Below are 12943 nucleotides of genomic sequence, written 5' to 3'. Positions count from 1 at the left end.
TGTGGAATTAAATCATCAAACGAATAAGGCAAAAGTACCGTTTGTTGTTGGTTATAATGTTTGAATCTCATATATAATCAGTTACTTAACACTGATTAAATTTACAAAATTCTTAATAAAAATACAAATTAAAAAAAAGTAGCTGACTCAGTTTTGAGACAGCTACTTTTTATTTTGTAAGCGATCTCACTGCAAACTGTGACTATAAACTGAGACTGAAAAATGTGACTAAAAACTGAGACTAAAAAAACTACTTAATTTTCTTAATCAGTTTTGCTTCTTCAGAAAAACGAGTCAGGGTAATGACCGGGCTTCCAAAAAGAGAAAGCTCTGCTTTGTCTCCAAGAGCGATCGAAATTGTAGTATCTGCCAAAACTGATCCAATTGCATAATTTTCAGCGGTAACATTAGCTTCTTTCAAAGTAAATTTTGTTCCTGTAAAGATTGAATTGTTGTCTAACCGAATCGTTGCTTTTTCGGCAATTCCTTCAATATTAGCAACAGCTTTCTGGTACAAATCGCATTTGAATTTTATTGCTGATACTAATGTTTTAATTGACGCATTTTTGCTTAGTTGTAAATTAGCGTCTTCTGATTTTAAATTCAATTCGGTTTTGGATTTGTCATCAGCAAATAATGTGAATTTTTTTGAATTTACATTCAGGAATAATTTCGAAAAATCAAAAGTATTAAAAGTGATATCCTCTAACTGAAGTTCTTGTATCGCATAAATCACAGCGTCATTTTTAGCAATTACTTGTTTTAGTGAGTTGGTATAAGTAACACGTACGATTAGTTTTTTATAAATTGTACTTTCTTTTGAAGTGTATAAGCGAAGGACTTTTTCTCTTAAATCCATCCCGATAATATCATGTAAATTATCGTCGGCTTCAATTTTTATTTCGTTTTTTTCTCCTTTTTCCAGGTAAACTTCCAAGTTGTCATCGGCTTCAATACCATCAAATTCCCCTACTTCTTTTACTGAAGTAGTTACGATTTTAGATCCTTTTATTTTTTCTCTTCTTTGAGCAAAAGTTAGCGTCGTAACCAATAATAATAGGAGTAAGGCTGTATTCTTTTTCATTAATTCTAGATTTGATTTTCACAAATATAAAAAAATCATCCACTTTCGATGAATGATTTTTTTATATTTAACAGATTAATAGGGTTTATCCCTGGCTGATACTTCCTCCAGAATTCGAAGTTTTCTCTATTGTTTTAGGTGTAATGTCGTAATTAATACTTGCTCCACTATTGGCTTCCGCTTTTAAACTTACAATTGGATGCACATTTACGCTTGCACCACTTGAAGCCTCTGCATGAACTTCATTTGCAAATAATTTACTGGCGTTTATGCCGGAACCGCTAGATGCTGCAACTTTGAGTCTTAATGCTTTTCCTTTTAAGTCAATTGTACTTCCGCTTCCGGAATCAGCAGAAATATTATCAAATTCCAAATTAATATCTATTGACGCTGCACTTGAAGTTTCAATATCAATATCCTCGCCCTGAAGAAGCCCTTTGCTTACCAGATTAGAAGCGCTTGATGCTTCCAGCTTGTTGATTTTTGGCATTTTTACAGTTACCGTTTTCTTTGTAATATCCCTAAAAGAGCTGTATTTGCATTTTACAATTAGAGTTCCGTTTTCAACAGTAGTAATAATTTCTTTCTGTAAATTGTCATCAGCTTCAACGACGATTTCTGTTGAATCTGATTGTATAATTACTAAATCGATGGCATTACTTACGGATACTTTAGTAAAATCTCCGTTAACGATTCGTTTTTCAGTTGTAACATTTCCGCTTCCTTCAATTGAGTTCACATTAAAATTACAAGAGGCAAACAATAATGCAGTAATAGTTGCAATAAGAAATTTCGTAATATGAATGATTATTTTTATCATGGCTTAGTTAATTTTAATTATAACTCCGTTTTTGTCAGTGGTTAATCTGCCGTTAGTTTTTTTTCCGTTTAAAACTTCTTTTCCGTTAATTTTAATTGAAACTTCGTTTACGCTGTCATTTTCAATTACGTTTTCCTCATCTGAATCATTATAGTCATTTTCATTTGATGGGCAATTCAGACATTTAATTTTTGAACCTTCAACTTTATAATTATAATTACCGCTAAAGTGCAAGTTGAAAAAATCATTTTCTGAGTCATCATAATCTTGTACAGAAGTATCTGGTTTGAATAACTGACCTTCGGGCAGGTACAAATATACATCAACTTCCTGACCTCTAAATTTGTTTTTTACATCAGTAAGGAAGTAATTATCCAAAACTAAATGATTTCCGTTGATCTGATATTTGTAGTTAATTTTCTCCGCCCTTTGTTTCGCAGATGACAATGAATTTCCTCTTGCCGTTTTTTCTATTTGTATATAAGGAGCGGCTTCATCAGTGCGCAAAACATGCAAGCGAACATCGTTTGAGTAGATTAATTGATTGTTTGCTGAATCTTGTACAAACTCAAATTCTCTATGATGATTAAGATCTTTTGCATAATAATCGTTGTATCTGAATTTTACAAATAATGTGTCTTTTGTACTAATATTGAGTATTTTTTTCTCTAGTGATCTATTGTCGTATGAGATTTCAGTCGCTTGTTTAATTCCAATACTAATAGTAATGGCAACTGCTATAATCCAGATGGCTAATAAAGTATACTTTGTTATATTGCCAATTGATTTTAAGTTTGGAGATAACAATTTGAAACCTAAAAGTGTCAAAAAGAAAAACGGAATCCCAACAGCAAAGAACATTAATAAACCAAATGACCATAGAGGATAATCTGTAAAGTTTCCTGCTTCAACGAAGTTTTGCCAAGGGAAATCAATAAAGATATTAGTTCCAAGAGTAAAAACTCCAATCAATAACATGATTAAAATACTTAGTCCTGACATGATTAAGATTACGCCTAAAAATTTAGCGAAGATTTTAAAAACAGTCATAATAAAGTCTCCAAATGAACTACTTATTCTCTCAGCTCCTGACTTTACCTGGTTTCCCATTGCATCATAATCTGCGTTTTTAAATTTATCAGATAAGGATTCAATTTCTTCACGTACCTTTTTTTCAATGTTCGAAATAGTAACCGGTTCACCAGTCATTTCTAATTTTTCTGATGTTGTAACCGCTTCCGGAGTTACGATCCAAAGAACGAAATAAGCTAAAATTCCAGTTCCAAAACCTGCAAAAACAAATACTAAGAATAAGATTTTTATCCAGACAGCATCAATTCCAAAGTAGTGACCTAATCCGGTTGCAACACCACCAATCATACCTTTTTCTTTGTCACGGTATAATTTTTTATGTTTTCTGTTACCATAATCATTAAAAGACTGATTTGTTTTTTCTTCGTCTTCAAGAATATAATCTTCGGGTTGCCCCATAACTGTAATCACTTCTTCAACGTCTTTCAGTCCTACAACATGTTTGTCGCTTTTTTGTTTCTCGATTAATAATTCAGAAACACGCATTTCGATATCCTTAATAATTTCATCCTGACCAGACGAGTTGTTTAGTGATCGTTTTATAGCGTCAAAATAGCGTGTCAATTTTAAATATGCATCTTCATCAATGTGAAAGACCATACCGCCTAAGTTAATATTTACTGTTTTGTTCATGACTTATTGATTTTGATTGGTGATTAGATTTACAGCATCAGACAATTCTGTCCAGGTACCGTTAAGTTCGTTTAAAAATGTTTGTCCTATTTCGGTTAATCCATAATATTTTCGTGGTGGTCCTGATGTCGATTCTTCCCATCTATAATTGAGCAAACCGTCGTTTTTCAGCCTGGTTAGAAGTGGGTAAACAGTTCCCTCAACAACTAGTAATTTTGCGTTTTTTAAAGTGTCTAATATTTCTGATGTGTATGCGTCTTTTTCTTTTAATACTGATAAGATGCAAAACTCAAGAACACCTTTGCGCATCTGTGCTTTTGTGTTTTCAATGTTCATAATTTCATTTTGTTTTTTTTAGATTGAACAATTCGTTTTTTGATTGATGATGATTGATTGATGATTGATTTCGAAACTATTCTTGTTGATTGCCTGAAAAGTTCCAACTATAACTTTTAATTTTTTATGTCACACTGAGCGTTTCTCTAATTACTTTATAAAAGGAATCGTAAGCGGATATTTATATAATTCTCCGTTTGAAGCTTTTACCGAAGCGTAAATCACTAAAAAGAATTCAACAAATTTTAATAATCCAAAAAGTAAAACTGCCGTTGCCCCAATACTTAATAATGTGATGTTTCCTTGAAAATTAAAATTTCTGATGATAAAATCTTCGTCGTTAAAAACGGCTTCCAAAGGAATGTTTTGTAAAAAAACAGTTAGAAAGATGGGTATTGCAATTAAGGCTAAAATTAAAGTATAAAGCAAAATACTTAATTGAAAATTCAATGCCTGTTTTCCGTGGTGATTTACAAATTCTGATTTGTCTTTGTAACTTGTCCAGAATAATACTGGAAAAATATAATTCCCAAACGGAATGATATACTGGCTTAAAGTGCTTAAATGCGTAAACGCTGCAATGTTTTTTTCTGATGTTGTTTCCATGATGAGTGGTGTTGTTGTTGCCATGATTAAAAGTATATAGTATTTTCTTATGCAAATATATATCTAAAAGACAGTATCTTGTTTTGCATAGTACCTAAAATTAACATAATTTTAACAAAGTTAAAATTTGAAATCAACTTATAGTGTTCTGAAAATCATTCGGAAGACTTGATTTTATTGAGGTATTTGGAAAGTAATTGTAAGTTATTGTGCATGCATAGTTTTTTTGTATTTTTACATAAAAAAATAAATATCATGGCAATATCAGTTTCTAAACTCAACAAATTTGTATTATTCAAATTACCATCTGCATACATTTGCGGTGTTCGTGTAAAGGCAATCGACGAAGATAGATGCGTGGTAAGTGTAAAACACAGATGGATTAATCAGAATCCTTTTAACTCGATGTATTTTGCTGTTCAGGCAATGGCAGCAGAGTTAACTACAGGAGCTTTGGTAATCTCCCAAATTCAGCAAAGCGGAAAAAAGATCTCGATGCTGGTAGCCAATAATAAAGGAAACTTTACTAAAAAAGCAACCGGAAGAATAACATTCGTTTGTAACGATGGACATTTAATAGCCGATGCTATTAAACAGACAATTGCAACGGGCGAGGGGCAAACGTTCTGGATGAAATCCATAGGAACAAATGAAGAAGGCATTCAGGTTTCTGAAATGGATTTTGAATGGAGTGTGAGGCTGAAATAGTTTCTTTTTCATCACAGATCAAAGGGATTAAAAAGATTTTTGAATGGATAACTTTTTCAAAGTTAGATGCATAGTTTTTTTGTCGTGAAAATTAGTAAAATTCGTCGCGAAAAAAAAACATAAAAAAGGCTTCGAAATTATTGAGGGCACTGAAAAAGTCCTTTAAAGTTAAAAAGGTAATTTTATAAATAAAATGGAGGCTCTGAGAATCGTCTGTACGAAAGTGTTCTTCGTCATCTATCCGAGGATATCAAAGAAAAAGAAGCTGTTTTCGTATTTGAAAACAGCCTCTTTTGATAAACGGTTACTTTTTCAGTGCCTTCAAATTATTCGAAGCCTTTTTGTTTAAATACGTGTTACGATTATTTTTTAGCGCAACATTTTTTGTCTTTGTCACTTGATTTTTAGAACAGGTTTTTTTCTAGCTTTCTCTTTTTTAGGAGCCGGTTTTGTTTCTTATGCTTGTAATCCAATTGTATATGGTTTACAAAACAATTAATAATTAAGATTCAATCCAAACCCAACCCCCATATCACTATCATAATGTGTTGTAATCCCAAAGTTTCTGGCAACCACATATTTTAGACCCGCCATATATTCTTTATCTGTATTCCACATTAAGTTCATTCGCAAACGTCTTGAAAGCGGAATGTCTTTTCTTTCAAATTTTATTCGCACGTTTCCATCTGTAAAAACTTCTACTTGTGCTTTTACGAGCATTGGCAAAGTATATTCGATACCAGCACTAAAAACCGAACGATTGTCTTTGGTATTGGTTTGTCCAAAAAGATTTTGTTCCTGTTCGTCTATTCCCATTTTTCTGTAACGCCAGTCAAAACCTATAAAAGGCATGAACCATTGCATTTTGCCTATGTATCGGCCAATATGTGTTTCAGTTTCATAACCGTGCTTGTCATTATAGCCTAATCTCCATTCCGTACCAATGCTCCAACGTGTGTTGCCTAACATTGCTTCTCCATCGTTTCCGTTTGACGCAAAATCATTTTCGGCCATAAAATGAAACATTCGATCGTCCATTTTTAGCATTTTGTAGGCCATTTTCGGATCATGAATCAACGGATTGGGAGCTGAGTTTTCATAACTAAAAATACGTCCCATTCCCGCCATCATATGATATAAGATGTGACAATGAAAAAACCAGTCGCCATCAGCATTCGCCTGAAATTCGATAGTATCGGTTTCCATTGGCATAATATCAATTACATTTTTAAGCGGAGAATAATCACCGTGTTCATTCAGAATCCTAAAATCATGTCCGTGTAAATGCATTGGATGACGCATCATCGATCCGTTGTACAATACAATCCTGACGTTTTCACCTTTTTTGATTAAGATTTTATCCGTTTCAGAAATCACCTTATTGTCTAAACTCCAAACATATCTATTCATATTACCTGATAATTCGAAACGTAATTCCTTTACAGGTGCATCTTTTGGAAGCGTTGTCTGGGTCGGTGATTTTAACATTCCGTAATTCAGAGTTGTAATTTCGGCAGTTTCTGTAGTATCAGTTGGCATTTTCATATCCTCCATTTTCATGCCCTCCATATTGTGACCTGCGTGATTTTCCATGTTCATAGATTTGTCTTTGCCGGAAATTTCAGGATACATTACAGCATTCATGTCCATTTTGTTCAAAGACATCTTCATGCCCATATCATTCATTTCACCGTTCATCTTCATCATGCCGTTCATCATTTTCATTCCTTCAAAATACTTTAATTTTGGAAGATGCGAAACAGTCTGTTTTGTTCCTTCTCCCAGAAATAAAGAAGCTGATCCGGTTCTGTCTTCGGCTGTAGCCAAAAAAGCAAAGGCTTTATGATCTTCCGGAATCGTAACCACAACATCATAGGTTTCAGAGACTGCAATAATTAATCGATCGACTTCTACAGGTTCAACATCATTACCGTCGCTGGATACAACTTTTATTTTTCCGCCGCCATAAGTCAGCCAGAAATAACTTGAAGCGCCACCATTTGCAATTCGCAATCGTACTTTGTCACCTGCTTTAAATTGTGAAAGCTGATCTTCATTTTTTCCGTTAATCAGGAATTTTTCATAATAAACATCACTCACATCCATGGCATTCATACGTTTCCATTCGTTCGTGATTTTTGTCGAGAACTGACCGTGCTTAATTGCTTCGGCATAACTTTGAGTAGTTCCTTTTTTTATGGCAAACCAATCGTTGGCATTGTGCAGCATTCGTTGGACATTCTCCGGTTTCAAATCCGTCCATTCGCTTAAAATAACCGGAATAGTTGGCAAATCGTCAATCCCTTTTCTAAAAGTAGTATCGTCTTTCTTTTTATTGATGATAAAAAGTCCGTACAAACCTATTTGTTCCTGCAAACCCGAATGGCTGTGATACCAATACGTTCCGTTCTGGATAATCGGGAAAGAATATTTATGCGTTGTTCCTGCTTTTATTGGCATTTGGGTCAAATACGGAACTCCGTCTTCTTTATTTGGTAAAAATAACCCGTGCCAATGCAGCGCAGTATCTTCGTTTTTTAAATCATTGTGCACATAAATTTCGGCAATATCACCTTCGGTAAAAGTCAATGTTGGCATCGGAATTTGTCCGTTGACTATAAGAGCGCGTTTTTCTTTTCCTGAAAAATTGACAATCGTATCGCGAACGTGCAAATCGTAACGAACTACTTTTTGAGCGTTTGCACTAAAAACAAGCAAAAAGGCAATTAGTATAGTATATAGTTTCATATTGATTTTTAAAGTTTTAGATTTCTCAATCGTAAAGCGTTTACAATTACTGAAACTGAGCTCAGACTCATGGCTAACGCCGCTAACATTGGTGAAAGCAAAATCCCGAATGCCGGGTATAAAATACCTGCTGCGATGGGAACGCCCAAGACATTATATATAAAAGCAAAGAACAAGTTCTGTTTGATATTTTTCATCACATTATAACTTAGTTTTTTAGCTTTTACAATTCCGTTCAAGTCTCCTTTTACAAGAGTAATTTTGGCGCTTTCTATGGCGACATCAGTTCCGGTTCCCATTGCGATTCCAATATTGGCTTGCGCCAAAGCAGGAGCGTCGTTGATTCCGTCACCAGCCATGGCAACAATTTTGCCTTCGGCTTGCAAACGCTGAATTTCTTTTAGTTTATCTTCAGGAAGACAATCAGCTTTAAACGAGCTTAGATGTAAATGATCCGCAACAGCTTTGGCAGTGTTGCCATTATCGCCCGTCATCATAATGACCTCAACGCCCTGATCGATTAACTCTTTGATGGCTTTTTTACTGTTTTCTTTGATCGCATCTGTGATGGTTACATAACCCAAAACAATTTTATCTACTGCGATATAAGAAACAGTTTTACCTAGATTTTGTTCGGCAGCAATCTTGTTTTCGATAGCATCAGAGATAGAAGCGCCAACCTGGATCATTAATTTTTTATTTCCCAGCGCTACTTTTGAGTTATTGACAGTTCCTGTAACTCCTTTTCCGGCGATGGCTTCAAAGTCCGGAACTTCAAGTATCGTTTGATTTTTAGCTTTGGCAAAATTAACTACGGCTTGTGCCAAAGGATGTTCGCTATGTTGATTAAGTGAGGCGATATTTTGCAGTAAATTGTCTTCATTATTATTTACGGCATAGATTTTTTCTACAGATGGTTTTCCTTCAGTAATAGTTCCGGTTTTATCTGTGATCAGAACATCAATTTTGCTCATGTTTTCTAGTGCTTCGGCATTTTTTATCAGGATTCCGACTTGCGCACCTTTTCCCACACCAACCATTACAGACATTGGTGTCGCTAATCCTAAAGCACAGGGACAAGCGATAATTAATACCGCAATGGCATTGATCAGTCCGTAAATGTAAGCGGGTTCAGGACCAAATTTTGCCCAGACAAAAAAGGTTATTATGGAAATAATGACAACGGTTGGTACAAAATATTTGGCCACGCGATCTGCTAATTTCTGGATTGGAGCACGTGAGCGGCTTGCGTCATTTACCATTTGTATGATTTGCGAAAGCAAAGTTTCTGAACCCACTTTCTCGGCAATCATGACAAACGATTTTGTTCCGTTTATGGTTCCGGCAATTACGGTATCGTCAACTTTTTTATCAACCGGAATTGGCTCTCCCGTAATCATAGCTTCATCGATACTGCTTTCCCCTGTAGTAATTTTTCCATCAACCGGAATTTTTTCTCCCGGTTTTACACGCAGTAAATCTCCTTTTTTAATATTATGGATTGAGATTACTTTGTCATTTCCATTTTCGACCAAAGTTGCTTCGGTTGGAGCTAATTTCAATAATGCTTTTATGGCGCCATTGGTTTGTCCGTGAGCTTTAGCTTCTAATAATTGTCCTAATAAAACCAAAGTTATAATAACAGTTGCAGCTTCAAAATAAAGATGAATGGTACCGTGATGCGATTTAAATTCAGAAGGGAAAATATCAGGAAAAAACATTCCCGCAATACTAAATAGAAAGGCAACACCAGTTCCAATCCCAATTAGGGTAAACATATTTAGGTTCCATGTGATGATTGATTTGTAGGCACGAACAAAAAACATCCAGCCTGCGTAAAAAAGTACCGGAAGCGTAAATAAGAACTGAACCCAATTCCAGTTTTCAATTTGCATTATTTTAAAAAGAGGATTATTAGGAATCATTTCTGACATCGAAATAATAAAGATAGGAAGCGTAAATAGAACAGCAATCTTCATCTTCTTTAATAAGTCGGTGTAGGTTTTGTTCTCTTGGTTTTCAGAGGCTTGCATGGGTACCAGATCCATACCGCAAATTGGGCAATCTCCCGGTTCGTTCGAAACAATTTCCGGATGCATCGGGCAAGTAAATTGCGCAACATTAATGGCAACTTGCTGCACTAAATCCATACCGCAAACCGGACAATCTCCGGGTTTGTTATATGTTTTATCTCCTTCGCAATGCATTGGACAATAATAAACGCCAGTTGCATTATGATTATGTGATGCAATTGATTCTTTTTTATCATGATGACCAGTATGACTTTCTTTGTTGTCACCTGAACAACAAGATTTAGCTGCAGGTTCTGAAGTTTTTTTAGAATTAGTCATCTCAATAGTATATTTTCCGGCTTCGGACAGGACTTTCTGAAATTTTTCAGTCGGAACATGTTTTTCCATTGTTATAGTGGCCAACGGAGGATCTAATGTTACTTCGGCCTGAATTCCTTCTATCGAATTCAAAGTTTTTTCGACTTTCTTACGACATCCATCGCACGACATTCCTGAAATTACATATTGATGAGTCATTGTTTCTATTTTTTTAAGTATTACAATGCAAAGTTCCGAAGTAACTATTAGTTCGGGTTGTATAATTTTGAGAATGATTTGTAAGATTTAGAAATTCTCAGGATTCAAAGTGGTTGATTTTGTGGGGTATACAAAAATAGTGATATTTTTACTTACAGAATTGTATCGTAATAAAATAGCATGATTTTTGTGTCTTAGTAATAATAAAAAAATAAAGATTATGACAACGATAACTATAAACGAGCGAACCAAAGCGGGTAAAACATTGCTTGAACTTGCAAAGTTGTTGGCGGCTACAAATAAAGGTGTGAAATAGAAGAAAAAAGTCCATATAATCCTGAATTTGTGGAAAAAACAAAAAAGATAGAAGCAGATTATAATAGTGGAAAATCTAAAAGTATAACACTTGATCCAAATGATATATGGGGAAGTTTAGGGTTGAAATAACTGCAGAAACTCAAATGCATATTTCTAAACATTTGAATCAGGTAATCATTCCAGCATAAATAAGATTACAAAGATATTAGAAGAACTAATTGAAAATCCGTTTGAAGGAGTAGGAAAATCTGAGGCATTAAAACATGAACTTTCAGGATTATGGTCAAGGGAAATAAATAAAAAAGACAGACTTTTATATAGAGTTAAAGAAGAGCTGGTTACCGTTGTGGTGATTTCTGCGATGGGACATTATTCTGATAAATAGAAAACGTGCTAAATTTTAGCACGTTTTTTTTATGAAATCAGATTCATAAATTCTCAATCTGAATGCGTTTTTTATCTTTCGACTGTTTATAATGCGTAGGTGTAAAGCCCGTGATTTTCTTGAACTGATTGCTTAAATGCGCGACATTACTGTAGTTTAATAAATCGGCAATTTCGCTTAATGATAATTCATTGTAAAGTAATAACTCCTTTACCTTTTCTATTTTTTGACTGATAAAATATTTCTCGATAGTAGTATTTTCAATTTCAGAGAACAGATTACTTAGCGTGCTATAATCCTGGTTGAGGTTTTTGACTAAATAATCAGACAAATTAATTTTGAGTTCATTGTTCTTATGATGAACTAAATCGACAATAAGATTTTTTATTTTCTCTATAGTCTTACTTTTTTTATCATCAATAAAGTCAAAACCCAAATCTTGTAAGTTTTTAAGTAAAACTTCTTTTAAATTGTCCGGAATGTCATTTTGCAATTCTACTTCACCCAATTCAACAGAAACAGTCTGAAGCCCGAGTTTATCCAACTCAGACTTCACAACCATTTTACAGCGACCACACACCATGTTTTTGATGTAGATAGTCATATTTATTTAATAGTTTCTACCACATTTCCGCAAGTCAGCATTGAAGAACCGTAATACGGATTCTTAACTGCTTTTTCTTTGCTTAACCAATCTGCATCTGCCATTGGACAATATTGTTTGTAAACGGCAACATCAGATTTAGAAACTTTAATTAAATCGTATGTGTTTTTTGAAAGTGATTTAAAAGTCTCACGTTGTTTTTTAAGATCTGTTGTAGTTGAAATACTTTTTGCATCAGCTGTTAGTTTTTTTACCACTTTGATCCACGCGGTGTGTTCTGTAGTTTTTAGTTTATCCATTTTTATGGCAGTAATTGCAGCCAATAAATCTGTGGCTTTCGCTGAAGTTAGCTTAGCATCACTTTTAATTAAGGCATCTTTTACTGTAAAATAAGCATCATAAACAGATTGCAATTGACTTGAATCTGCAACTTCGATTGCAGTTGTTTCTGTTTTGATTGTATTTGCCTGAACGAAATTTGCAGTAAATAACAAGGCGATTGCTGCAGCTATAGTTGAAATTGATTTTTTCATTTTATGTGTTTTTGTAGAGAATATTTTTTTTCTCTAAGTTAAATAATTTTAATCTTTATAAAAAGTCATTCTCTGTAAAGTTACAGAGGGATACAAAGGACTGTTTTTTTTCTTGAACCTTGATGTCTTTTGGCAAAACGTAATTATGGCTGTCAGAAATAGAATTAATTTATTTTTGGCGGTAACCAGATAGAAGTAAACCCATCAGAAATACTGATGTTTTTATAATAGGGAGTTGTTTTCTCAAATGAGAAATTGAATAGATTATTATTGAACTCAAATTCATTTGCAGTTACCAGACTATAGAGTAGGCCGGAAGTTGTACAACCGGAATGATCACATTTTCTGTTGCAGCCATGTTGGTCTTTTTTAGAATTCTGATTTTTTTTGCAACAGTCTTTTTGACAAGAATCAGCAACATTCTTTTTTGAAGTAGTGTTCTTTTCATACGAAGTTTTTTCTTCTGCTTTTCCACATGCATAACCCGTATTTGACATCATAAAGAAGCCAAAAGTTATAAACAGAAA

General features: G+C 34.1%; 13 protein-coding genes. 3 read left to right on the top strand and 10 right to left on the bottom strand.

Annotated elements, in window-relative coordinates; translation table 11 throughout:
- Positions 1-250 precede the first annotated feature (250 nt).
- The 5 genes from NJT12_RS07610 to NJT12_RS07590 all read right to left on the bottom strand — a co-directional run bounded on the left by NJT12_RS07610 (position 251) and on the right by NJT12_RS07590 (position 4595).
- Positions 251-1084, bottom strand: a complete 834-nt coding sequence (locus NJT12_RS07610) for a GIN domain-containing protein (protein ID WP_271335279.1) — start codon at positions 1082-1084, stop codon at positions 251-253.
- 85 nt (positions 1085-1169) lie between these two features.
- Positions 1170-1904 carry a head GIN domain-containing protein gene (locus NJT12_RS07605; RefSeq protein ID WP_271335278.1) on the bottom strand — a complete coding sequence of 245 codons (735 nt, stop codon included), beginning with the start codon at positions 1902-1904 and terminating at the stop codon, positions 1170-1172.
- Positions 1905-1907: 3 nt separating this feature from the next.
- The gene (locus NJT12_RS07600) at positions 1908-3629 is read right to left on the bottom strand and encodes a PspC domain-containing protein (RefSeq protein WP_271335277.1); all 1722 of its coding nucleotides are present in this window, start codon (positions 3627-3629) and stop codon (positions 1908-1910) included.
- 3 nt (positions 3630-3632) lie between these two features.
- Positions 3633-3965 (bottom strand): PadR family transcriptional regulator, encoded by a 333-nt coding sequence (locus NJT12_RS07595; RefSeq protein ID WP_213259014.1) that lies wholly within the window; start codon positions 3963-3965, stop codon positions 3633-3635.
- A 150-nt stretch (positions 3966-4115) separates the two neighbouring features.
- Positions 4116-4595 carry a DUF4870 domain-containing protein gene (locus tag NJT12_RS07590; RefSeq protein ID WP_271335276.1) on the bottom strand — a complete coding sequence of 160 codons (480 nt, stop codon included), beginning with the start codon at positions 4593-4595 and terminating at the stop codon, positions 4116-4118.
- Between the two features lie 231 nt (positions 4596-4826).
- Between NJT12_RS07590 and NJT12_RS07585 the strand changes: the two genes are divergently transcribed.
- The gene (locus NJT12_RS07585; RefSeq protein WP_271335275.1) at positions 4827-5279 is read left to right on the top strand and encodes a DUF4442 domain-containing protein; all 453 of its coding nucleotides are present in this window, start codon (positions 4827-4829) and stop codon (positions 5277-5279) included.
- Between the two features lie 495 nt (positions 5280-5774).
- On the opposite strand, the gene NJT12_RS07580 is transcribed toward NJT12_RS07585, so the two are convergent.
- A complete protein-coding gene (locus tag NJT12_RS07580) occupies positions 5775-8027 on the bottom strand; it encodes a multicopper oxidase domain-containing protein (RefSeq protein WP_271335274.1) in 2253 nt (750 codons plus the stop codon).
- Between the two features lie 8 nt (positions 8028-8035).
- Positions 8036-10576 carry a heavy metal translocating P-type ATPase gene (locus NJT12_RS07575; protein WP_271335273.1) on the bottom strand — a complete coding sequence of 847 codons (2541 nt, stop codon included), beginning with the start codon at positions 10574-10576 and terminating at the stop codon, positions 8036-8038.
- Positions 10577-10921: 345 nt separating this feature from the next.
- Between NJT12_RS07575 and NJT12_RS25155 the strand changes: the two genes are divergently transcribed.
- Positions 10922-11023 (top strand): hypothetical protein, encoded by a 102-nt coding sequence (locus tag NJT12_RS25155; protein WP_414655385.1) that lies wholly within the window; start codon positions 10922-10924, stop codon positions 11021-11023.
- Positions 11024-11078: 55 nt separating this feature from the next.
- A complete protein-coding gene (locus NJT12_RS25130; RefSeq protein WP_414655388.1) occupies positions 11079-11279 on the top strand; it encodes a Txe/YoeB family addiction module toxin in 201 nt (66 codons plus the stop codon).
- 43 nt (positions 11280-11322) lie between these two features.
- Here NJT12_RS25130 and NJT12_RS07570 read toward each other — a convergent pair whose 3' ends face one another.
- The 3 genes from NJT12_RS07570 to NJT12_RS07560 all read right to left on the bottom strand — a co-directional run bounded on the left by NJT12_RS07570 (position 11323) and on the right by NJT12_RS07560 (position 12916).
- Positions 11323-11883 carry an AraC family transcriptional regulator gene (locus tag NJT12_RS07570; RefSeq protein ID WP_271335272.1) on the bottom strand — a complete coding sequence of 187 codons (561 nt, stop codon included), beginning with the start codon at positions 11881-11883 and terminating at the stop codon, positions 11323-11325.
- Between the two features lie 2 nt (positions 11884-11885).
- Positions 11886-12416 carry a DUF3347 domain-containing protein gene (locus NJT12_RS07565; protein WP_271335271.1) on the bottom strand — a complete coding sequence of 177 codons (531 nt, stop codon included), beginning with the start codon at positions 12414-12416 and terminating at the stop codon, positions 11886-11888.
- Positions 12417-12580: 164 nt separating this feature from the next.
- The gene (locus tag NJT12_RS07560; protein ID WP_271335270.1) at positions 12581-12916 is read right to left on the bottom strand and encodes a hypothetical protein; all 336 of its coding nucleotides are present in this window, start codon (positions 12914-12916) and stop codon (positions 12581-12583) included.
- Positions 12917-12943: the final 27 nt, after the last annotated feature.

It is taken from the genome of Flavobacterium azizsancarii, assembly GCF_027980145.1.
In the GTDB taxonomy this organism is placed as follows: Bacteria; Bacteroidota; Bacteroidia; order Flavobacteriales; family Flavobacteriaceae; genus Flavobacterium; species Flavobacterium azizsancarii.
Note: the sequence above shows the minus strand (reverse complement) of the source record. Positions and strands in the feature narration are given on the sequence as shown.

Excerpts from the sequence above, each read along its gene's own strand:
- NJT12_RS07600 (WP_271335277.1), bottom strand. The coding sequence starts at position 3,629 with ATGAACAAAACAGTAAATATTAACTTAGGCGGTATGGTCTTTCACATT.
- NJT12_RS07575 (WP_271335273.1), bottom strand. The coding sequence starts at position 10,576 with ATGACTCATCAATATGTAATTTCAGGAATGTCGTGCGATGGATGTCGT.
- NJT12_RS07605 (WP_271335278.1), bottom strand. The coding sequence starts at position 1,904 with ATGATAAAAATAATCATTCATATTACGAAATTTCTTATTGCAACTATT.
- NJT12_RS07590 (WP_271335276.1), bottom strand. The coding sequence starts at position 4,595 with ATGGCAACAACAACACCACTCATCATGGAAACAACATCAGAAAAAAAC.
- NJT12_RS07560 (WP_271335270.1), bottom strand. The coding sequence starts at position 12,916 with ATGATGTCAAATACGGGTTATGCATGTGGAAAAGCAGAAGAAAAAACT.
- NJT12_RS07580 (WP_271335274.1), bottom strand. The coding sequence starts at position 8,027 with ATGAAACTATATACTATACTAATTGCCTTTTTGCTTGTTTTTAGTGCA.
- NJT12_RS07610 (WP_271335279.1), bottom strand. The coding sequence starts at position 1,084 with ATGAAAAAGAATACAGCCTTACTCCTATTATTATTGGTTACGACGCTA.
- NJT12_RS07595 (WP_213259014.1), bottom strand. The coding sequence starts at position 3,965 with ATGAACATTGAAAACACAAAAGCACAGATGCGCAAAGGTGTTCTTGAG.
- NJT12_RS07565 (WP_271335271.1), bottom strand. The coding sequence starts at position 12,416 with ATGAAAAAATCAATTTCAACTATAGCTGCAGCAATCGCCTTGTTATTT.
- NJT12_RS07585 (WP_271335275.1), top strand. The coding sequence starts at position 4,827 with ATGGCAATATCAGTTTCTAAACTCAACAAATTTGTATTATTCAAATTA.
- NJT12_RS07570 (WP_271335272.1), bottom strand. The coding sequence starts at position 11,883 with ATGACTATCTACATCAAAAACATGGTGTGTGGTCGCTGTAAAATGGTT.